The organism is Actibacterium mucosum KCTC 23349 (genome assembly GCF_000647975.1).
GTDB lineage: Bacteria > Pseudomonadota > Alphaproteobacteria > Rhodobacterales > Rhodobacteraceae > Actibacterium > Actibacterium mucosum.
Genome location: NZ_JFKE01000001.1, coordinates 449,001 through 466,303 on the forward strand (window position 1 = coordinate 449,001; position 17,303 = coordinate 466,303).

The 17,303-nt window shown below is 58.7% G+C and carries 24 protein-coding genes; 11 read left to right on the top strand and 13 right to left on the bottom strand.

The genetic code is table 11. The annotated features are described in order from the left end of the window. The first annotated feature begins 6 nt into the window (after positions 1–6). Genes ACMU_RS02165 through ACMU_RS02185 form a run of 5 tightly spaced genes read left to right on the top strand, consistent with a single transcriptional unit; the run spans position 7 to position 4,677 of the window. Positions 7–489 (top strand): flagellar basal body-associated FliL family protein, encoded by a 483-nt coding sequence (locus ACMU_RS02165; protein WP_035255627.1) that lies wholly within the window; start codon positions 7–9, stop codon positions 487–489. Between the two features lie 8 nt (positions 490–497). Beyond that, a complete protein-coding gene (locus ACMU_RS02170) occupies positions 498–917 on the top strand; it encodes a DUF6468 domain-containing protein (RefSeq protein WP_051587812.1) in 420 nt (139 codons plus the stop codon). Next, a complete protein-coding gene (locus tag ACMU_RS02175; protein ID WP_035255629.1) occupies positions 914–1,522 on the top strand; it encodes a MotE family protein in 609 nt (202 codons plus the stop codon). Before ACMU_RS02170 ends, ACMU_RS02175 begins: the two co-directional genes overlap by 4 nt. A 60-nt stretch (positions 1,523–1,582) precedes the next feature. Beyond that, a complete protein-coding gene (gene motA, locus ACMU_RS02180; protein ID WP_035255631.1) occupies positions 1,583–2,449 on the top strand; it encodes a flagellar motor stator protein MotA in 867 nt (288 codons plus the stop codon). Beyond that, positions 2,446–4,677 (top strand): hypothetical protein, encoded by a 2,232-nt coding sequence (locus tag ACMU_RS02185; protein WP_152544478.1) that lies wholly within the window; start codon positions 2,446–2,448, stop codon positions 4,675–4,677. The genes motA and ACMU_RS02185 overlap by 4 nt, the downstream gene beginning before the upstream one ends. 28 nt (positions 4,678–4,705) lie before the next feature. Here ACMU_RS02185 and ACMU_RS19670 read toward each other — a convergent pair whose 3' ends face one another. Further along, positions 4,706–4,906, bottom strand: a complete 201-nt coding sequence (locus tag ACMU_RS19670; protein ID WP_236626171.1) for a hypothetical protein — start codon at positions 4,904–4,906, stop codon at positions 4,706–4,708. A gap of 70 nt (positions 4,907–4,976) precedes the next feature. On the opposite strand from ACMU_RS19670, the gene ACMU_RS02190 reads away from it, so the two are divergent. The 5 genes from ACMU_RS02190 to ACMU_RS02210 are packed head-to-tail and all read left to right on the top strand — an operon-like array spanning position 4,977 to position 9,766. Continuing rightward, on the top strand, positions 4,977–5,477 hold the full coding sequence (locus ACMU_RS02190; RefSeq protein WP_236626172.1) for a lysozyme family protein: 501 nt from the start codon (positions 4,977–4,979) through the stop codon (positions 5,475–5,477). Next, complete coding sequence (gene flhA, locus ACMU_RS02195; protein ID WP_035255633.1) at positions 5,477–7,567, top strand: flagellar biosynthesis protein FlhA; 2,091 nt, start codon at positions 5,477–5,479, stop codon at positions 7,565–7,567. The genes ACMU_RS02190 and flhA overlap by 1 nt, the downstream gene beginning before the upstream one ends. After that, positions 7,564–8,343 carry a flagellar biosynthetic protein FliR gene (locus ACMU_RS02200; protein WP_035255635.1) on the top strand — a complete coding sequence of 260 codons (780 nt, stop codon included), beginning with the start codon at positions 7,564–7,566 and terminating at the stop codon, positions 8,341–8,343. The genes flhA and ACMU_RS02200 overlap by 4 nt, the downstream gene beginning before the upstream one ends. Continuing rightward, complete coding sequence (locus ACMU_RS02205) at positions 8,340–9,422, top strand: EscU/YscU/HrcU family type III secretion system export apparatus switch protein (RefSeq protein ID WP_035255637.1); 1,083 nt, start codon at positions 8,340–8,342, stop codon at positions 9,420–9,422. The genes ACMU_RS02200 and ACMU_RS02205 overlap by 4 nt, the downstream gene beginning before the upstream one ends. Then, positions 9,419–9,766, top strand: a complete 348-nt coding sequence (locus ACMU_RS02210) for a hypothetical protein (protein WP_035255638.1) — start codon at positions 9,419–9,421, stop codon at positions 9,764–9,766. The genes ACMU_RS02205 and ACMU_RS02210 overlap by 4 nt, the downstream gene beginning before the upstream one ends. On the opposite strand, the gene ACMU_RS02215 is transcribed toward ACMU_RS02210, so the two are convergent. Genes ACMU_RS02215 through ACMU_RS02255 form a run of 9 tightly spaced genes read right to left on the bottom strand, consistent with a single transcriptional unit; the run spans position 9,755 to position 14,275 of the window. Then, positions 9,755–10,231 (bottom strand): flagellar basal body-associated FliL family protein, encoded by a 477-nt coding sequence (locus ACMU_RS02215; RefSeq protein WP_035255639.1) that lies wholly within the window; start codon positions 10,229–10,231, stop codon positions 9,755–9,757. The two genes, ACMU_RS02210 and ACMU_RS02215, sit on opposite strands and share 12 nt — an antisense overlap. Before the next feature lie 8 nt (positions 10,232–10,239). Continuing rightward, positions 10,240–10,956, bottom strand: coding sequence for a flagellar basal body L-ring protein FlgH (flgH, locus tag ACMU_RS02220; protein WP_035255640.1), 717 nt, complete (start codon positions 10,954–10,956; stop codon positions 10,240–10,242). 8 nt (positions 10,957–10,964) lie between these two features. After that, positions 10,965–11,387 carry a flagellar basal body P-ring formation chaperone FlgA gene (gene flgA, locus ACMU_RS02225; protein ID WP_035255641.1) on the bottom strand — a complete coding sequence of 141 codons (423 nt, stop codon included), beginning with the start codon at positions 11,385–11,387 and terminating at the stop codon, positions 10,965–10,967. Next, positions 11,387–12,172: a flagellar basal-body rod protein FlgG gene (gene flgG, locus ACMU_RS02230; protein WP_035255643.1), complete on the bottom strand. Its 786-nt coding sequence runs from the start codon at positions 12,170–12,172 to the stop codon at positions 11,387–11,389. Before flgG ends, flgA begins: the two co-directional genes overlap by 1 nt. 18 nt (positions 12,173–12,190) lie before the next feature. After that, positions 12,191–12,904, bottom strand: a complete 714-nt coding sequence (locus tag ACMU_RS02235; protein ID WP_035255644.1) for a flagellar hook-basal body complex protein — start codon at positions 12,902–12,904, stop codon at positions 12,191–12,193. Between the two features lie 3 nt (positions 12,905–12,907). After that, positions 12,908–13,174: a flagellar biosynthetic protein FliQ gene (locus ACMU_RS02240; RefSeq protein WP_035255645.1), complete on the bottom strand. Its 267-nt coding sequence runs from the start codon at positions 13,172–13,174 to the stop codon at positions 12,908–12,910. A gap of 3 nt (positions 13,175–13,177) precedes the next feature. Further along, the gene (gene fliE, locus ACMU_RS02245; RefSeq protein ID WP_035255647.1) at positions 13,178–13,471 is read right to left on the bottom strand and encodes a flagellar hook-basal body complex protein FliE; all 294 of its coding nucleotides are present in this window, start codon (positions 13,469–13,471) and stop codon (positions 13,178–13,180) included. A gap of 13 nt (positions 13,472–13,484) precedes the next feature. Next, positions 13,485–13,877, bottom strand: coding sequence for a flagellar basal body rod protein FlgC (gene flgC, locus ACMU_RS02250; RefSeq protein ID WP_035255648.1), 393 nt, complete (start codon positions 13,875–13,877; stop codon positions 13,485–13,487). Positions 13,878–13,888: 11 nt separating this feature from the next. After that, positions 13,889–14,275, bottom strand: a complete 387-nt coding sequence (locus tag ACMU_RS02255) for a FlgB family protein (RefSeq protein ID WP_035255649.1) — start codon at positions 14,273–14,275, stop codon at positions 13,889–13,891. 81 nt (positions 14,276–14,356) lie between these two features. Between ACMU_RS02255 and ACMU_RS02260 the strand changes: the two genes are divergently transcribed. Then, a complete protein-coding gene (locus ACMU_RS02260) occupies positions 14,357–15,691 on the top strand; it encodes a FliI/YscN family ATPase (protein WP_051587816.1) in 1,335 nt (444 codons plus the stop codon). Here ACMU_RS02260 and ACMU_RS02265 read toward each other — a convergent pair. Genes ACMU_RS02265 through flaF form a run of 3 tightly spaced genes read right to left on the bottom strand, consistent with a single transcriptional unit; the run spans position 15,688 to position 17,245 of the window. After that, positions 15,688–16,485, bottom strand: a complete 798-nt coding sequence (locus ACMU_RS02265; RefSeq protein WP_236626173.1) for a DUF1217 domain-containing protein — start codon at positions 16,483–16,485, stop codon at positions 15,688–15,690. The two genes, ACMU_RS02260 and ACMU_RS02265, sit on opposite strands and share 4 nt — an antisense overlap. Further along, positions 16,485–16,886: a flagellar biosynthesis repressor FlbT gene (gene flbT / locus ACMU_RS02270; RefSeq protein ID WP_035255651.1), complete on the bottom strand. Its 402-nt coding sequence runs from the start codon at positions 16,884–16,886 to the stop codon at positions 16,485–16,487. The genes ACMU_RS02265 and flbT overlap by 1 nt, the downstream gene beginning before the upstream one ends. After that, positions 16,883–17,245, bottom strand: coding sequence for a flagellar biosynthesis regulator FlaF (gene flaF / locus ACMU_RS02275; RefSeq protein ID WP_081805355.1), 363 nt, complete (start codon positions 17,243–17,245; stop codon positions 16,883–16,885). The genes flbT and flaF overlap by 4 nt, the downstream gene beginning before the upstream one ends. Positions 17,246–17,303 lie beyond the last annotated feature (58 nt).

A 17,303-nucleotide genomic window follows, 5' to 3' on the forward strand; every position in this document is an offset into this window, starting at 1 on the left:
GTGAAAATGGCGGAAGAAGAAGCGGAGCAAAAACCGGCGAAAAAGTCGTCGCTTGTTAAGCCAATCCTTGTTGGGCTTGCATTGGCTGTCATGCTTGGGGGTGGCGGATTCTACGCGATGTATTCCGGTCTGCTGGATCGGCAATCCAATGCCGTTCAGGCCAAAAATGACGTCAGCAGCCCGGTGCAGGACGTGGCCTTTGTTGCCTTGGATCCACTGATCATCTCGCTGGGCAGCAATGGAGCAAACCGGCATCTGCGGTTTGCTGCGCAGCTTGAGGTTTTGCCAGAAAACGAGGCGAAGGTGGCCAAGCTTAACCCGCGATTCCTGGACGTTTTGAACGGTTATTTGCGCGCTTTGGACGCAACGGATCTGGAAAATCCCAGCGCCTTGATTCGCCTTCGGGCCCAGATGTTGCGCCGCGTTCAGGTTGTTGCCGGGCACGGTAACGTACGGGACCTTCTGATTACTGAATTTGTGTTGAACTGAGGCAAAAGATGGAATTGATCGCCGATATTCTGATGGTTGCCGGTGCCTTGGGCGCGGCGTTCTACTGCATGGTCCTGTCGCGTCGATTGCGCCGATTCAACAGCCTCGAAAAAGGAATGGGTGGGGCCATCGCAACTTTGTCGGCGCAGGTAGACGACATGACCCGCGCGCTTGAGGGGGCCCGAAGCACCGCGTCGGACAGCTCTTCGTCATTGATTGCCATGACCGAACGAGCCGAGAGCGTGTCTCAAAGGTTGGAATTGTTGGTGGCGTCGTTGCACGACCTGCCAATCGAAAAACCTCAGACACCTGCAAAGAAGGAAACGCCAAAGGGTAAACCGCCCAAGGAAGACCCGCCCGCCGCCTTCTTGCGCTCGCGCGCAGCCGATCCCCTGATCCTTCGGAACGGCGAAAGAGGGCAGCCATGACAAAGCGCGCAAAGCTTACAAAACGAGGAAGCCGTGGCGCATTGGTTGCGGTGGCTGTGTTGCTTGCTCTGTCAGGCGGAATGCGGCTGGGCAACGGGACGGGCCAAGCCCTTGCACGCGAGGTTGAAGCGCTGGGTGACCTGGTGGGTCAACCCAAGGTTCAGACGGTTCACCGCACCGGTGCCTGCACACTGGAAGACGGTGTTGCGCCCCTGTTGGAACGTTTGCAGTCGCGTGAATTGATCCTTGATGCGCGCGAGGCCGATTTGAATGAACGCGCCCGCACGCTGGATCTTATTGCAGCTGATGTAGAAAAGCGCATTGCAGTCCTTGAGCAGGCGGAAATGAAGCTTCGCGCCACAATCTCGGTGGCCGAGGAGGCGGCGGAAAAGGACATTGCCAAGCTCACATCCGTCTATGAAAACATGAAGCCGAAAGAGGCCGCGCGCCTGTTCGAAGAGATGGCCCCGGGTTTTGCAGCCGGTTTTCTTGGCCGAATGCGCCCCGATGCTGCCGCCGCGGTACTGGCGGGCATGAGCCCCGGTGCAGCCTATCAAATCAGTGCAATTCTTGCGGGTCGCAACGCCGATGTTCCGACCGAATGAACAATCTTTGTTAAATTCCCGCTGCCATCCTGTGCCAGTGCTTAGCGAAAGGACAAGGGCATGATCGTTTTCATCGGCATGGCCGTAATCTTTGTCATGGTTTTTGGCGGCTATCTGGCTGCGGGTGGCAAAATGGGGATCATCCTCAAGTCACTGCCCTACGAAATGACCATGATTGGTGGCGCGGCGGTGGGTGCTTTTGTCATCTCGTCCGATATGGGGGGGATCAAGCACACGCTCAAATCGATGGGCGGTGTGTTCAAAGGTGCAAAATGGAAACCGGAAGACTACCGGGATCTGCTGTGCCTTTTGTTTGAGTTAATCCGGCTTGCCCGCGCCAACCCGGTCGAACTGGAAGAGCATATCGAGAATCCCGAAGAATCGTCGATTTTCTCTCGTTACCCCAAAGTCTTGGGCGACCGCGAGGCGGTCGAGCTGATTTGTGACACGCTGCGTTCGGCCAGCATGAATTTCGACGACCCACACCAGGTGGAAGAAGTGCTTGAAAAGCGCATGGAGGCGAACCTGCACCATTCCCTGCACTCGTCGCACGCGATGCAAACCATCGCCGATGGTCTGCCAGCGCTTGGGATTGTCGCCGCGGTACTGGGTGTTATCAAAACAATGGGCTCTATCGACCAGCCGCCCGAGATCTTGGGAAAACTGATCGGAGGCGCTTTGGTCGGTACGTTCTTGGGTGTTTTTCTTGCCTACGGGCTGGTTGGGCCTTTTGCCACCAAAATGAAAACCATCGCCGAGGAAGACGCTCATTTTTACCAGTTGATCCGCGAAGTGTTGGTTGCAAACCTGCATAATCACGCGCCCAATATTTGCATTGAGGTCGGACGACAGAACACACCCAGCCATTTCCGACCCAGTTTCAACGCCTTGGAAGAAGCGCTGAAATCAACGCGGGAAGCCGCATGAGGTGTCTTGCAGCACTCGCCCTGCTTTTGCCCTGGCCGGCATTGGCCGAAGAAATCCGTGTGCGATCGGGTGAACACGCCAGTTTTTCGCGGTTGGTCATTACTTTCGCCGAACCCACCGAATGGAGTTTCGGGCGCGACGCCACAGGGTACGAGTTTCAGGCTGCGCGGGCGGACGTAACGCTTGATCTGTCCGCCATTTTCACCCGCATTCCCCGTAACCGGATTAAAGACGTCAGCGCCCTTGGATCCAACGGCTTCCGGATCGAAATGGATTGTGCGTGCCATTCGGAAAGCTTCGAGATTTCGCCGGGCAAAGTCGTGATCGACATCAAGGATGGTACCGAAGGAGAGACCGCGCCGCAGCTGGCAGTGAAAACAGCCCAGGCGGCGGATGTCCGTCCGCAGGAGCTCGCTAACCTTGCAGGTCTTGGCGGGTTGGCGGTGCGCCAACCGCTGCCTGTCCTCGGCGCGGAAATGGCTGTTGAAGAGCCTATGAAACCAAGTAATTCAGAGGATACGCCGGTTGCATCTTCCGAAGCCGAGTTCCGCTCAATTCTGGTGCAGGAGCTTGGACGCGCGGCGATGCAGGGTCTTGTCGAGGCGGATATCGACATTGCAAACAATGCGCAGGCGGCGGGCGAGGAACCCCCGACAGCGCCTGCACCGATCTCTGCGAAACCTCCGCGCCCCCCGCAAGCGCCGGGCATTCGCATCGAAACGGTTGTTGATCGCGATCTACCTGACATTTCAGCACTGCAAACCGCACAGGGCAGTTCGTGCCACCCGGACGCGTTTTTTGACCTCACGGCCTGGCGCGGCACCGGTTCGCCTGCAGAATTGATTGTACGCTTCAGGAATGGGTTGATTGGGGAATTTGATCGTATCGACCACGCTCAGCTTGACGGTTTGATACAAACCTATTTGGCGCTTGGCTTCGGCCTCGAAGTCCTCACCCTGCTTGAGGAGTTTCCAAGGGACGGCGCCAAATATCAGGTTGCCAAGGCGATGGCCCATATCGTCGATCATGATCTGCCGCCTGTCGGCAACGCCTTGGCTGGCCATCTGGCTTGTGACTCGGATGTTGCACTTTGGGCCGTTTTGGCACGCGAGCAGTTGCCGCGTGGTGAATTCGTTAACACCGTTGCCGTAGGGGCCGCGTTTTCTGCGTTGCCGATAGACATGCGTCGTCATCTGGCTGACCCGTTGGCGGAACGGTTTCTGGCCGTTGGTAATACCGAGGTTGTTGCGCGCATTCATGCCGCTGTTGACCGCGCGCCCGGCCCGCATGGCCCGCATGTCGACCTGATGAAGGCACGCGTCGATCTTGCCGAGGGTCGAACTGACGCTGCAAGCGCAAATCTGGAAAGCATTGTCTCTGCCGATGTCCCAGTGTCGCCAGAAGCGCTGGCTCTTTTGCTCGAGCAAAGAAACGCGCGTGGGGAACCCGCATCGGCGCATGAATTGGGCAACGCAGAAGCTTTGGCATTTGAGTATGGCGGCACCGAAATTGGTGCGCGCCTGCTGCGCGACTGGACCATCTCGAACGCATTTTCAGGGCGATTCAGTGCCGCATTTGCGCAAATGGCGGTCGCGCCGGACGCGCAGAAACAGGGTCTGGCCGAGGCTCTGTGGGATCCGCTGACGCGGCTGTCGGATGATTCCACATTCCTGGGGCATGCGCTCTATTTGCACAGATCGGGGCTTGCAACCGGCATTTCGCCCGAAGGGCGCTTGGCGCTTGCGGATCGATTGAACAATTTGGGCTTTGCGGACGAAGCATCCCAAATTTTGGGGCCGGTTTCAGTGGATGAAACGGATGACATGCGGCTTGTCCGTGCCCAGATTGCCATAGCGCAGAAAGATGCACAGTTGGCCATGCGCCATGTTGCCGGGCTGACGGGGACCAAGGCCGCGGCCGTGCGCGGGAATGCCCAAGCGACCCTCGGGAATCTGGAACAGGCAATATCGGCCTATCGAAATGGCGATATTGACGACAAAGCCTCTGCCGCCGCGTGGCAAACGGGCGACTGGGCGGTTGTGGAACAGATCGGCACCGATCTTCAAAAGCGGTTTGTGCAGTTTCAGGCAAACACACAGGTCACCGTTGATCGCGTCTTTGTAGCAGGAACAGTCCCTAATCTTGCAGAACTGGGCGATCTTGCATCCGATGCGGAGCAGGCACGCAAACTGTTGAAGAAAATGCTGAGCACCCCGGCGGGCGGTTAGAAATTTCCGAATTGGTAACCACGGTTGCCTAGTCTGATTGCAAGGAATTCAAAGTGAGGCTGGCCAGAATGGCGGGTTTTTTCAAGCGCCTAAAGTGGGCGTTGTCGGGCATCTTGTTTGCTGTTTCTTCGGCACAACCGGCATGGGCCGTGTCAGACCCATCGGAGATTTGCGACATTGTTGCGCGCAATGCTGCGGCGGCAACCGGCGTGCCGATTTCGGTGCTCAAAGCCATTAGTCTGACAGAAACCGGACGCAAAAGGGGGGGCAAGATGCGGCCTTGGCCCTGGACGGTCAACATGGAAGGCAAGGGCGTATGGTTTGATAGCCACGCAGAGCTATTGGATTATGCGCAGACGCACCATGCGCGGGGCGCACGATCCTATGACGTTGGGTGTTTTCAGCTGAATTTCAAATGGCACGGCCACAACTTCTCGTCGATCGAACAAATGATCCAACCCGACGCGAACGCACTGTATGCGGCACGATTCCTGCTGGAATTGTACCGTGAGAAAGGGAATTGGACAGATGCGGCAGGTGCGTATCATTCGCGCACCCCAAAATACGCCAATAAATACAAAGCGCGCTTCGACACGTTTCGGGCAATCTTTCTGGCCGAGGACAATCGCCCCCTTGAGACACAGGGAAGCTTTGCCCTGGCCGGAATCCCGCAGGATAAACCCAGGCCCCGTGTGAATGCTTTCCCGTTGCTGCAGTCGGGAACCGGCAATCGCGGTCTTGGATCTCTGGTGCCTATGACGTCCGCAGGACCGGGATTGTTCGGACAAGGTGGCAGCTGATGCCCGAGATTTCGGCGAAAACACTTTTTAACCCGACGATTCTGCTGGCCTTGGCTCTGATGACAGTGATCGTCATGATGATCTTGCCTGTGCCGGCCTTTATCCTGGACATCGGGTTGGCTGCGTCCTTTGCCTTGGCGATTTTGATATTCACCGTCACGTTGTTTGTGGCGCGCCCACTTGATTTCTCTGCCTTCCCAACGGTTTTGCTTGCGGCGCTTATGCTGCGCCTTTCGCTTAACGTGTCATCGACAAAATTGATCATCGGCCTGGGCCATACGGGCACCGGCGCGGCGGGCAACGTCATCGAGGGGTTTGCCAACTTTATTATGGGTGGCAGCGTGTTGATTGGTCTCGTGGTGTTCGGGGTGCTGCTGATCGTCAATTTCATTGTGATCACAAAGGGTGCCGCCCGCATGGCGGAGGTTGGCGCCCGGTTCGCGCTGGACGGGATGCCGGGTAAACAGCTGGCGATTGACAGCGACATGTCCGCCGGCGCCATCGACCACGCCGAGGCGAAGGCGCGGCGCGAACTGGAACAGGCCGAAACTACCTTTTTTGGTTCTCTTGATGGTGCCTCAAAATTCGTGAAGGGTGATGCCGTTGCGGGGCTTTTGATCACGGTACTGAACCTTGTTGTTGGGTTGATTATCGGGGTCACCCTGCATGGCATGCCCTTGGGGCGCGCCTTCGAAACCTATGCAATTCTGACCGTTGGCGATGGCTTGGTCACACAGATTCCGGCCGTGATTATCTCTATTGCTTCTGCCCTGTTGCTTGCGCGTGGGGGTGCAACCGGTGCGGCAGATATCGCCTTGTTTTCACAGCTTGGCCGACACGCTCCTGCGCTGGGGACGGTGGCCGTTTTGATGGGGATGTTCGCTTTGGTGCCCGGTTTGCCGTTCTTGCCTTTCCTGGCGGGTTCTCTCGCGCTGGGCGTGGCGGCAATAGCCGTCAGCCGAACCAACGCAGCGCGTGCAGATCGCGAGGCGTCCGAGGCCAACCAGCCCGCAGCGCCCAAAGGGCCGCCGCCTCTGGGTGACCTTCTGGACCTTGACGACATCCATGTGGATTTTGCGCCCGATCTGGTGACCGAGATTCTGGATCCGGCAACGGGGCTGGATACGCGCATCGGCAATATGCGCAAACACGTGGCCGAAACTTATGGCCTGATCCTGCCCGAAATGCGCCTGACCGATAATGGCGCGTTGGATCCCGGGACCTATGTCGTGCGAATTCAAGGTGTCGAGCAAGCCCGCGACCGGTTGCGTGGCGATCACCTTTTGGCTTTGCAATTGGATGGCGGGCCGCCCTTGCCACCCGGTGACGACGTCAGCGAACCTGTCTATGGCGCGCCTGCCCGTTGGGTTTCGGTTGCACATCGCGAGGATCTTGCCCTTGCCGGCGCAACAGCCGTCACGCCGTCTGAAGTTCTTGCAACTCATATGCTGGAGGTACTGCGCCGGAACCTGTCACGCCTTTTGACGCTGAAGGCGCTGCGCCGTCTGTTGGACGAGTTGACCAACCTTTCCGACCCGGCCCGGGCCGAGGCCAACCGCCGTATGCTGGATGATATCATTCCCGATAAGGTGCCGACCGATCTGCTGTTGGCTGTGCTGAAACTGCTTTTGGAAGAGCGGGTTTCGATCCGCAACATTCCCCTGATCCTCGAAGCAATCGCCGAAGCCCGGCATGGGCACCCATCGGCAGAAGGCATTTGCGAGCATGTTCGGCACCGTCTGGGATTTCAGCTGGTTGCGGAACACAAACGAATGGATGGCACCATACCGTTGATTCAGCTTGCCCCGGAATGGGAAGAACGGTTCCAAACCTATCAGATTGAAGGCGAAAACGGCGCGCAGGACGTTGCACTGCCGCCCGATGAATTCAACAAACTGGCGCAGGCGGTTGGCGAAAAGGTCGCGGCAAACGGTGAACTGGGGGTCTTCCCCGCGATTGTAACTTCAACCCGCCGCCGGCGTTTTCTGCGGATGGTTCTTTCGGCCAAAGGTGTCTCGGCCCCAGTTCTGTCGTTCGAAGAAATTGGAACCGATGCCAAACCTGCCCTGGTGGGCATGGTGCCTGCATGATCGCCGAGTTGGCGGCCTTGGTGCCAATAGGCCAGCAAATGCTGTTGACTGCGTTTTTTGCGTTCCTGCGGGTCGGTGCTGTGATGGCGCTGCTGCCCGCATTTGGTGAACAATCCGTGCCGCAGCGTGTGCGTTTGGTTTTGACGATTGCTTTTACACTCGTGGTGGCGCCTGCTGCCTCCGGGCCTCTATCCGTTGTCACAACCGGTCAGGCCCCCATTGGCATGGCAATCCTTGGCGAAGTTGCGGCGGGATTGGCGCTGGGCATAATATTGCGGTTATTGGTTATCGTCTTGCAAATGGCCGGGCAGTTGGCGGCGCAAGCAACGTCGTTGTCGCAGATATTTGGCGGCCCATCAGTTGATCCGCAGCCCGCCACGTCGCACGTGCTGGTGGTGGCCGGGTTGGCATTGGCTGTCATGACAGGTCTGCACGTTCGGGCCGCGCAAGCCATGATTTTCTCGTACCAGATGCTGCCGCCCGGTGGGTTGCCGGACGCCGCCACGATCAGCCAATGGGGCATTGTCCACATTGCCCGTGGGTTTGGTCTGGCGTTGACATTGTCGATGCCATTTGTGATCGCATCCCTCGTGTATAACTTGGCCCTGGGCGTCATCAATCGCGCCATGCCGCAGCTTATGGTGGCCTTTGTCGGTGCGCCGGCTATTACTGCCGGCGGGTTAATCCTGTTGGCAATCTCGGCGCCGCTTTTGTTGGACGTCTGGTCAGGCTGGATGCTTCGGGTTCTGGAAAATCCTTTCGGTGATCCGCCATGAGCGACGGTCAGGAGGACGACGACAAGCAACATGAGCCAACCCAGAAAAAGCTGGACGACGCACGGAGACGTGGCGAGCTTGCGCGGTCGCAGGACCTGAATGTCGCAGCCAGCTATGGCGGGTTGTGCCTTGCTGCTTTTGGTGTCGGTGTTGGATCACTTTCCGCGTTTGGCGACACCACGGCCAAACTCCTCGACCAGGCCGACAGCTTGTCCGCCATTGCGCTTGCGCCGGGTGGTGGTACCCTACTTTTGGGCTTGCTGGGCACGGCGTTGGTTGCGCTGCTGCCTTGGTTCCTTGGCCCGGCTTTTCTTGCGTTTCTTTCCATTCTCGGCCAACGCAGCCTTGTCTTCAGCGCGTCGAAACTGAAACCGAAATTGTCGCGAATTTCGCCCATTTCAAACGCCAAGAACAAGTTTGGGCGGGGCGGGCTGTTCGAATTCGCCAAAAGCGCTGTCAAATTGGCTGCATATTGCATCGTTTTGTCGGTGTTTCTGTTTGGGCGTATGCCTGCGATGTTGGATACGCTGCATCTGTCGCCCGGCATGGGAACGGCGGTGATGCTGCGTATGGCGGTTGATTTTCTGGTTGTTGCCGCGATCCTTGCCCTGGTGATCGGGGCGATTGACTATGTTTGGCAGTATTTCGAGCATCTGCGGAAAAACCGCATGTCCACGAAAGAGCTGCGCGATGAAGTGAAACAGTCTGAGGGCGACCCGTATCTCAAACAGCAAAGACGCCAGAAGGGTATGGCGATCGCAGCGAACCGGATGCTGGCGGATGTCGCTTCGGCCGATGTGGTGATCGTTAACCCGACGCATTTCGCCGTCGCACTGAAATGGGATCGAGATTCCGAAAGTGCACCGGTTTGCGTTGCTAAGGGTGTAGACGAGATTGCCGCCCGTATTCGCGAAACCGCAGCCGAGGCAGGGGTGCCGCTGCATTCGGATCCGCCAACCGCCCGGGCCATTCACGCCACCGTGGAAATTGGCCACCAAATCCACCGCGAGCATTACAAAGCAGTGGCCGCCGCCATTCGCTTTGCCGAGTCGCTTCGCCAAAAGACAAAAACCCGATGACCAAAGCGCGGAATCTGAAACGGCTGACCATGGTGACAGAGACCGGAATGAATGCCGCATTGTTGGATCTTCGGGCGGCTGTTGACGCCAGGGGTGCGATAGATGAACACATCGCCGAGTTGGATCAGATGCGGCTGTCCATCCTGTCTGATCCTGTTTCAGAGGCGATCCTGTCCGGTGCCGATCAACGGTGGCTGGTTTGGGCAGAACAAGAGCGTCGGCATTTGAATGCGGCGCTTGCCCGTGCGCGCGTGGCCGAGGCGCGGGCAAAAACAGCCGCTGCAAAAGCCTTCGGTCGCCATCAGGCCATGCAATTGGTGGTGGAAAAGCGGTTAAGACGCTGAATCCTGCCGCACGATATCGACAATCAGAACGTCATGCGCGTCGGGGCCAACAACTTTGGCGGCCACTTCCCTCAATGCGCTTCGCAACGTGTTCATTGGGGCAGTGTCGGTGAAGTTTCCGTTGAAACCGCCGGCATTCGCGTGGTCGAACAGCACCTGCAAAAACGCGTCCCGTAGTTTTGGCTCTACCAGGTAGACATTCTCGCGCTGGCCAGAGCCGACTTCGAGGCTCACGGACATGACGACAAGCGCTGAAACGCGGGAACCGTCGACCACAGGAACAACGAACTGGTTGTTCAGCTTCACGAACTCAACATCTGCCGGCGCTTCTTTGGCGGGTTTGCTTTCCTTCGTTTCGTCTGCTGCGATCTCGGTCGGATCCGGTTCGGGTTTTAGCAGCTTGCCGGTGGCAACACCGCCGCCAAGCCCCAAAAGTGCCAGAACGATAGGGATGATCTTGCCCATGCGTGGCCTCAGAACGGAAGAACGATATCGGCGATCTGCTGACCATAGCGGGGCTGCTGCACATCAGTGATCTGGCCCCGCCCGCCATACGATATCCGCGCCGAGGCGATCTTGTCATAGGTGATTTCATTCTGGCGTGAAATGTCGGCGGGGCGCACGTACCCGGTCACCAGCAGTTCGCGCATTTCGAAGTTTACGCGCACTTCCTGACTGCCCTCGATCCGAACAGCGCCATTGGGTAACACGTCCGTGATTGTCGCGGCGACGCGGAGGGTCAGTTTCTCGTTCCGTCGAACCGATCCGTCACCTGACGAGCCGCTGGTGGAATTCGTTGACACCGCATCCGCCAGCGTCGCGCCGTCGGGCAACGGGCCATCCGCACGCTGGGGAATGCCAAGCAGTTGAGGGATCTGCAATGTTTCCGAGCCGGATCGGCTTCTTTCCGTTGCATTCGAAATCTCGGCCCTGTCGTCGATTTCAATCACCACCGTCAGGATATCGCCACGCTGTTCGGCGCGGCGGTCGCCAAGCAGCGAGCCTCGCCCGCCCCGCCATAAGCTGGCTGCGGAATTGGCTTGGGTGCTGCGCGGAAACTCGGCCGAGGCCATGGCAAGGAACGGGTTGCCCTGCTCGGACGAAGTAAATGTGGGCGCCTTGCCCACGTTTTCGACACGCGCGCAGGCGGCCAGCAAAGGCAAAATCAAAACGAGGCAAATCAAACGCATGGTGGTTCCTATCGGGTGGGTGGGCCGACGATGATTTCGCCGGTTTCAGTGACAGTGCCGGTTACGGTGGACCGCGAGGCCAGGTTCATGACACGCAGGCGGTCGCCCATGGCCGCGCGTCCAAGTGCGCGCCCTTCGGCCGAGATGGCGAGGCCACCACGGACATACCAAAGTGTGACGATCTGGTTGCGATCGACCAATGCAGGGGGCGTCAGGTCACCGGGCCGGATCGGGCGGCCTGCATAAAGCATCACGCGCGCCTCCATACCGATGGCCGCATCTGGGTCCGCCAACGTGCCGGGAACGTCGTGCCCCACAAGGCTCAGATCCTCGGGCATGATGACGGATTGCGCGCGGATCGTTCGGGCCGCCACAAGCGTGTCTGCCAGAATGGATGTCGGCAGAAGCAGGAAAACCAAAAGGATCCGCATCAACGCACCTGTGTCGTTGCACTGAGCATTTGATCCGCGGCAGTGATCACCTTGGCATTCAACTCATAGCCACGCTGTGCCTCGATCAGTTCTGTAACCTCGCGCACCGCGTCGACCGAACTGTCCTCCAGATATCCCTGTCGCACCGTGCCCAGGCCGTCTTCACCTGGGGCACCGACAAGGGCCGGACCTGAACCCGCAGTTTCGAGGAACAGGTTCGATCCCATCGCCTCCAGCCCCTTGGGGTTGGCGAAACCTGCCAATGAAAATGTGCCCAAAAGTTGCGGCGCAACCTGATCTGCAAAGTAGCCATACACCTCGCCGTCTGCATTGACAGAGATCGACCGGGTGTCGCTTGGGATCGTGATATCCGGCACCACCGGGTAGCCGTCCGAGGTGACAATCTGGCCGTCGGCAGATCGCTTCAACCCGCCATCGCGCGTATAGGCGGACAGCCCGGATGGCAACGTCACCTCAAGGTATCCCTGGCCTTCGATTGCCAGATCCAGATCGCCGCCTGTCTGGCTGAGCGCCCCTTGTGACAGGGAAACGGACACCGCCGTCGGGCGCACGCCCAGACCCAATTGCACACCCGTGGGGAGAACCGAGCCATCTGCTGCGCTGACAGTCCCAGCGCGTGCAACCTGTTGGTAATGCAGGTCGGCGAATTCGGCCCGGCGCGCGTTGTAGCCGGTGGTGTTCATATTCGCGAGGTTGTTCGAAATCACCTCGACTCGCATTTGTTGGGCGGACATACCAGTGGCCGCAATTTTCAAGGCGCGCATTCTGCGGCTCCTTCCGGGTTATTGCCCCAATGTCTGCAGGACGGCCCGGATGCGCTCGTCTTCGCGCTCCAGAAAGCTCTGTCCCATTTGATAGGCATGTTGCACTTCGATCATCCGGGCCACTTCGGACACGGCGTTAACATTGGACCCCTCGACAAACCCCTGGATCACCTGTGCCTGGGGAACCGCGACAAGGGCACCTTCATAATTGAAGCCGGCGTTCGCCCTGCGGGTCAGGTCGTTGGGGTCGGCAGGTTCCACCAACGCGATTTGCGCCAACGGACGGCCGCCAACACTCATTGTGCCATCAGGGGCGATGTGGATGTCCTGTGCGTCGGGCGGTACAAAAATAGCCGCGCCGCCAATATCCAAAAGCTGATGCCCGTCCGGCGTGCTCAGCAGGCCGGCTGCGTCAGGGCTGAACGCGCCGGCTCGTGTCAGGTGATTGCCCTCGGGCGTTTGGATGTGAAAGAAGCCAGCCCCCTCGATCGCCATGTCAAAGTCGCTGCCCGTGGCGGTCAGCGTCCCCTGGCTGAGGTCGGTGCGACGCACGGTTGCACCGGCCATGGAAAGCGACCGATCGTCACCTGTTTCGTGCACAACTTCGGCAAATACCACACCCTCGGCCTTGTAGCCCGTGGTCGAGAGGTTCGCGATGTTGTGCGCAACGGTCTGCAGTTCCTGTATCAGACCGGATTGACGATTCAGGGTTGTATAGCCGGTGTTATCCATGCGTCAGCCCCCGATCATCAGCGGGACGAGCTGATTGGTGAAATACCCGCGCAGGGTTTCGGTCATAAAACCCATGGACACCCAGAACACAGCCAATATGGCGCCAAGTTTCGGTACAAAGGTCAGCGTCATCTCCTGTACCGAGGTCAGGGCCTGAAAGAGACCGATCGCCAAGCCAACGATCAGCGCCACGGCAAGGATGGGGGTAGAGATCTGTACCGAAATCCAAAGGCCGGCGCGCAGCGTGTCGAAGAACAGAATTTCGTCCATCCGTCACACCGGCATCCGCAGGATTTCCTGGTAAGCCTCGACCACCTTGTTGCGCACCGTTACGGCGGTTTCGACTGCCAATTCGGTCTGCGCAAGGGCCTGCACCAAGGCATGCGGATCGGCTTTGCCGACCATGGCCTGCTTGGTGGTTTCTTCACCTGCCTTCAGCGTGTCCGTGAACTCGCGGGCCATTCGGGCAAAACCGCTTTCGGGTGATGCGCCGGTGGGTTCGGGGCGGGCGGCGGAACGGGCATTGGTATAACCCTGAACCGCGGCCGCCGAGGATCTGATGTCCATTCTGGATCTCCTCTTATCGACGCAGCAGGTCCAACAGGCCGGATGTCATCTGCCGGGCCTGATCAAACACTTTGAGGTTCGCCTCATAGCTGCGCTGCGCTTCGCGCGCGTCCGCAATTTCGACCACCAGATCGACATTCGAGCCGTCATAGTGACCGGTGTCGTCGGCCATAGGGTGCGCCGGATCATAGATCCGTTTCAGTTCCGTCTGGTCGAGCGTTACAGGGCCCGGTTTTACCTGCCCTGTATTCTGTCCGGCGACCACCACCTGCTCAAACGTCATGGCTTTGCGGCGGTATCCGGGGGTGTCAGCATTTGCGAGGTTTTCTGAAACATGCCGCAGACGTGTGCCTTGCGTTTGCATGCCACTGGCGGCCAGCCCGAGAATTTTGGTGAGGTCTGCCATCTTATTCTCCTTCAGCCGCTGATCGACTGGCGAAGGATATTCAGCGCCGATTTATAGACCGCCTGCGCCATTTGGTGCTGCGCCATCGTCTCGGCCGACTTCATCATTTCAAACTCCAACGAAACGGTGTTTCCGTTGGGGGATGCACCGCCTTCGATGGCAAAAACCTCGGTCTTGGTGATGGGGGCATCGTTCAACGCCCGCAGGTGACGACCACTGGTGTTGTGAAGCCCTGCATTTGCCGCGGCTTGGTATCCGTCCGCAAATGATGTCATGTCCAACGCGCGGTATTCGGGCGTGTCTGCATTCGCGATGTTGCGTGCAATCAGGGTCTGTCGTTCGGCCGCATGTGACGCCATTCCATGCGCCATCCTGAGGACTTCTATGCTGTTGAACATCCGGGCTTCTCCCTCGGTTTCAATCAAGGCTTAACCTCGATTCGTTTAGAAACCGTTGTCAGATCCAGAACGGAGAGCGCGATGCCAAATGACCCGATTGCACAGCTGTCAGCGCGGTTGAACTGCCTTAATAAGTCGCAGAAAATCGGCAGGATAGGGTCGATTTCTGGTGGAATAGTCACTGTTTCAGGTCAAGTTGACGTCGCCGTTGGTGATCGGGTTGAACTGGGTTCAGGGATTGGCGGCGAGGTTTTGGGTTTGGCGCCCGACGGCATTTTGGTGCTACCTGATGGCGTGCCGGACGGCTTGGCCCTTGGTCAGGTTGTGCGGTTTTTAGGGCGGGTTGGAATCTCGCCTGATGACACCTGGCTTGGCCGCGTTGTCGACGCTTTTGGCAAGCCGCTGGACGGGCGCGCTCTTGCTGCGGGCCCGGTTGAACGCCGCCTGCGATCCGCGCCTCCCTTGGCAACATCAAGACGGCCCTTGGGGCCTCGTCTTGAAACCGGAATGGCGGCCCTGAACACGATGTTACCGCTGGTTCGCGGGCAACGGATCGGCCTTTTTGCCGGCTCTGGCGTGGGGAAATCCACGCTTCTTGCCAATCTGGCGCGCGGGGTGTCTGCGGACATGACCGTCATTGCGCTGATTGGCGAACGCGGGCGTGAAGTGAAGCATTTCGTGGACGAGGTCTTGGGCGCAGACGGCATGGCCCGATCCGTGGTTGTTGCCGCGACCTCGGACAAATCGGCGCTGGAACGTCGACGTGCCGCCTGGGCGTCGATGGCCGTGGCCGAGCATTTCCGAGACCAGGGCAAACATGTGCTGTATCTGGCCGATTCGGTGACACGTTTTGCCGAGGCGCATCGCGAGGTCGCCTTGTCTGGTGGCGAAAGCGCGGCCTTGCGCGGTTTCCCCCCCTCGACCACGCAAACCATCATGTCCCTTGCCGAACGCGCCGGGCCGGGCGCCAGCGGACAGGGGGACATTACCGCGGTGTTCAGCGTTCTTGTCGCCGGGTCCGATATGGAGGAGCCTGTTGCCGACATCCTGCGCGGCGTTCTGGACGGTCATATCATCCTGGACCGCGAGATTGCCGAGCGGGGCCGTTACCCTGCCATTGACCTTTTGCGATCCGTGTCGCGCAGTTTGCCCGCGGCCGCGTCGTTTGACGAAAACCAACTGATCGCCGAAGCGCGCCGCCTTTTGGGCGCCTATGATCGGGCGGAAATGATGATCCAGGCCGGATTGTACACCGCCGGAACCGATCCTGCGATTGATGCCGCGATCCGTGTTTGGCCGGCGTTAGACCGGTTTTTGGGTGAAACAGAAACTGAATCGACCACTCACAGCTTTGCCAGATTGGCCGAATGCCTGTCGCCGAAATCCATTGCGCCTCGCAAGACCGCTGCCGCTTAACGAACCGCCGATGACAGCAAGGTCAGCGCAGTAGAAGCCGATGAAAACCCAAAGCCGTCTGCCGCGATCTGAGATCGAACCAAGTGCAGCCGCACCAGTTTCTCCATGTTTTCAGGATCGGAAAACTGGCTGACAGAGGCGTCGCCAAAGGTGCTTGCCGCCCGGTCCTGAAACACCTCCAACTGTTTGTCGATATCCAGTGCGGCAAAGCTGGTTGGCAATCCCAACGCGTTTTCGAACACCCGCCGCAAAGGCTCGGATCCCATGACCGAAAACCACTTGGTCTCTTCCGATGTCGTGTCATTGATAATATCCGGCAGCTCCCGTTCAAGGTTCAGGGTCAGGCGCATGGAATTGTCCACTTCGCCGACGGCCACTTCGAACTGGCGGGTTTTGTATGCCTCGATGATCTTTTCTGGGAAATCTGACAATTGCGTATTCGGCGTGGCAAAATCGCCGAAGCCAAATGCTTCGGACATTTTGGCATAGCTCTTGTTGGCGATCCGGTTGGCCAGCGCTTCGGGGTCCAGGGTGCCTTCGGACAGGACGGTGCGGATGAAATAGCGATTGTTGATGTCGTCTTCCAATCCGAACGCGCCAAGCGCGACGGTCATCAGGCGGAAATCCCCGATCAACCCGTCAACCGACGTCACCTTGCCGATATTTTCGCGGAAATAGTCACTGTTCCTGCGGATTTCGGCAGAATTGTCGTGAGCGGTTTGTTGGGCTTCGCGGGTGCGTTCAAGAAACTTCCAACCCGCAAAGCCACCAAATGGGACAACCGGCTGAAACATCAGCGCGCCGCCGCCAACAGTCGTTCCTCGCGTGGTAACAGGGCCCGCAATGCTTTGAGTGCGGCGTAGAACTGCGCCTCCATCACCGCTTTGCTGGCTGTTGCCAATTGTGTTCGGCTGTCCGGATCACTCAGAACTTGGCTCAGCTGTTCGATGCCGCGCAGCAGTTGCATTGTTGCCTCGTCCGGGTCCGCGTCGCCGGACAAAACAAGTTGCGCGATATAGCACACCCGACGCACGGGGGTGTTCACCTCCTCGGGATGGATCGCGTCGCGCAGACGCAGGATATTAGCGCCAGGGGTTACAATCGTCAGGCGCGAGCGCCGGTCGCCGTTCTCGATGACGGCACCGTTGATCAACACGCGCTCTTTCGGGGCGAGTTTCAGAACCAGCCCGCTCATGACACGGTCCGCCCTGCGGAAAGCCCGCGCATGACGGCGGTGTTCACTTCGATCAGCGGTTCAGGCGATTCTGCGCCGCTTAACACTTGCGACGTGTGGTGCTGTGTGAACTGGGCAAGGTAAAACAACTGCGCCCGCAATTGTTCAGGCAGTTGGTTGCCGGGTTCGGCGACGTCGGCGGCCAGCGTTGTCCAAAGCCGCCGGTTTGCGTGCAGCGCGGCGGCAAGTGCGGGAAAGTTGGCCTTGTCTTCTGCTGCGACTTTCAATTGTGACGTTACGCGGGAAAAGAGTTCGTATTCGGTGGTTCGCGGCGTCCGCACAGCGCCGTTGCGAGCGTTGGCGTAGGCGGTTTTTGCCATTTGGTGCGCGGTCAAGGGGGATCCCTCCGGTGGTGGTGCAGTGGGTCAGGTGGTGAAG

Excerpts from the sequence above, each read along its gene's own strand:
- ACMU_RS02165 (WP_035255627.1), top strand. The coding sequence starts at position 7 with ATGGCGGAAGAAGAAGCGGAGCAAAAACCGGCGAAAAAGTCGTCGCTT.
- ACMU_RS02170 (WP_051587812.1), top strand. The coding sequence starts at position 498 with ATGGAATTGATCGCCGATATTCTGATGGTTGCCGGTGCCTTGGGCGCG.
- ACMU_RS02175 (WP_035255629.1), top strand. The coding sequence starts at position 914 with ATGACAAAGCGCGCAAAGCTTACAAAACGAGGAAGCCGTGGCGCATTG.
- motA (WP_035255631.1), top strand. The coding sequence starts at position 1,583 with ATGATCGTTTTCATCGGCATGGCCGTAATCTTTGTCATGGTTTTTGGC.
- ACMU_RS02185 (WP_152544478.1), top strand. The coding sequence starts at position 2,446 with ATGAGGTGTCTTGCAGCACTCGCCCTGCTTTTGCCCTGGCCGGCATTG.
- ACMU_RS02190 (WP_236626172.1), top strand. The coding sequence starts at position 4,977 with ATGGAAGGCAAGGGCGTATGGTTTGATAGCCACGCAGAGCTATTGGAT.
- flhA (WP_035255633.1), top strand. The coding sequence starts at position 5,477 with ATGCCCGAGATTTCGGCGAAAACACTTTTTAACCCGACGATTCTGCTG.
- ACMU_RS02200 (WP_035255635.1), top strand. The coding sequence starts at position 7,564 with ATGATCGCCGAGTTGGCGGCCTTGGTGCCAATAGGCCAGCAAATGCTG.
- ACMU_RS02205 (WP_035255637.1), top strand. The coding sequence starts at position 8,340 with ATGAGCGACGGTCAGGAGGACGACGACAAGCAACATGAGCCAACCCAG.
- ACMU_RS02210 (WP_035255638.1), top strand. The coding sequence starts at position 9,419 with ATGACCAAAGCGCGGAATCTGAAACGGCTGACCATGGTGACAGAGACC.
- ACMU_RS02215 (WP_035255639.1), bottom strand. The coding sequence starts at position 10,231 with ATGGGCAAGATCATCCCTATCGTTCTGGCACTTTTGGGGCTTGGCGGC.
- flgH (WP_035255640.1), bottom strand. The coding sequence starts at position 10,956 with ATGCGTTTGATTTGCCTCGTTTTGATTTTGCCTTTGCTGGCCGCCTGC.
- flgA (WP_035255641.1), bottom strand. The coding sequence starts at position 11,387 with ATGCGGATCCTTTTGGTTTTCCTGCTTCTGCCGACATCCATTCTGGCA.
- flgG (WP_035255643.1), bottom strand. The coding sequence starts at position 12,172 with ATGCGCGCCTTGAAAATTGCGGCCACTGGTATGTCCGCCCAACAAATG.
- ACMU_RS02235 (WP_035255644.1), bottom strand. The coding sequence starts at position 12,904 with ATGGATAACACCGGCTATACAACCCTGAATCGTCAATCCGGTCTGATA.
- ACMU_RS02240 (WP_035255645.1), bottom strand. The coding sequence starts at position 13,174 with ATGGACGAAATTCTGTTCTTCGACACGCTGCGCGCCGGCCTTTGGATT.
- fliE (WP_035255647.1), bottom strand. The coding sequence starts at position 13,471 with ATGGACATCAGATCCTCGGCGGCCGCGGTTCAGGGTTATACCAATGCC.
- flgC (WP_035255648.1), bottom strand. The coding sequence starts at position 13,877 with ATGGCAGACCTCACCAAAATTCTCGGGCTGGCCGCCAGTGGCATGCAA.
- ACMU_RS02255 (WP_035255649.1), bottom strand. The coding sequence starts at position 14,275 with ATGTTCAACAGCATAGAAGTCCTCAGGATGGCGCATGGAATGGCGTCA.
- ACMU_RS02260 (WP_051587816.1), top strand. The coding sequence starts at position 14,357 with ATGCCAAATGACCCGATTGCACAGCTGTCAGCGCGGTTGAACTGCCTT.
- ACMU_RS02265 (WP_236626173.1), bottom strand. The coding sequence starts at position 16,485 with ATGTTTCAGCCGGTTGTCCCATTTGGTGGCTTTGCGGGTTGGAAGTTT.
- flbT (WP_035255651.1), bottom strand. The coding sequence starts at position 16,886 with ATGAGCGGGCTGGTTCTGAAACTCGCCCCGAAAGAGCGCGTGTTGATC.
- flaF (WP_081805355.1), bottom strand. The coding sequence starts at position 17,245 with ATGGCAAAAACCGCCTACGCCAACGCTCGCAACGGCGCTGTGCGGACG.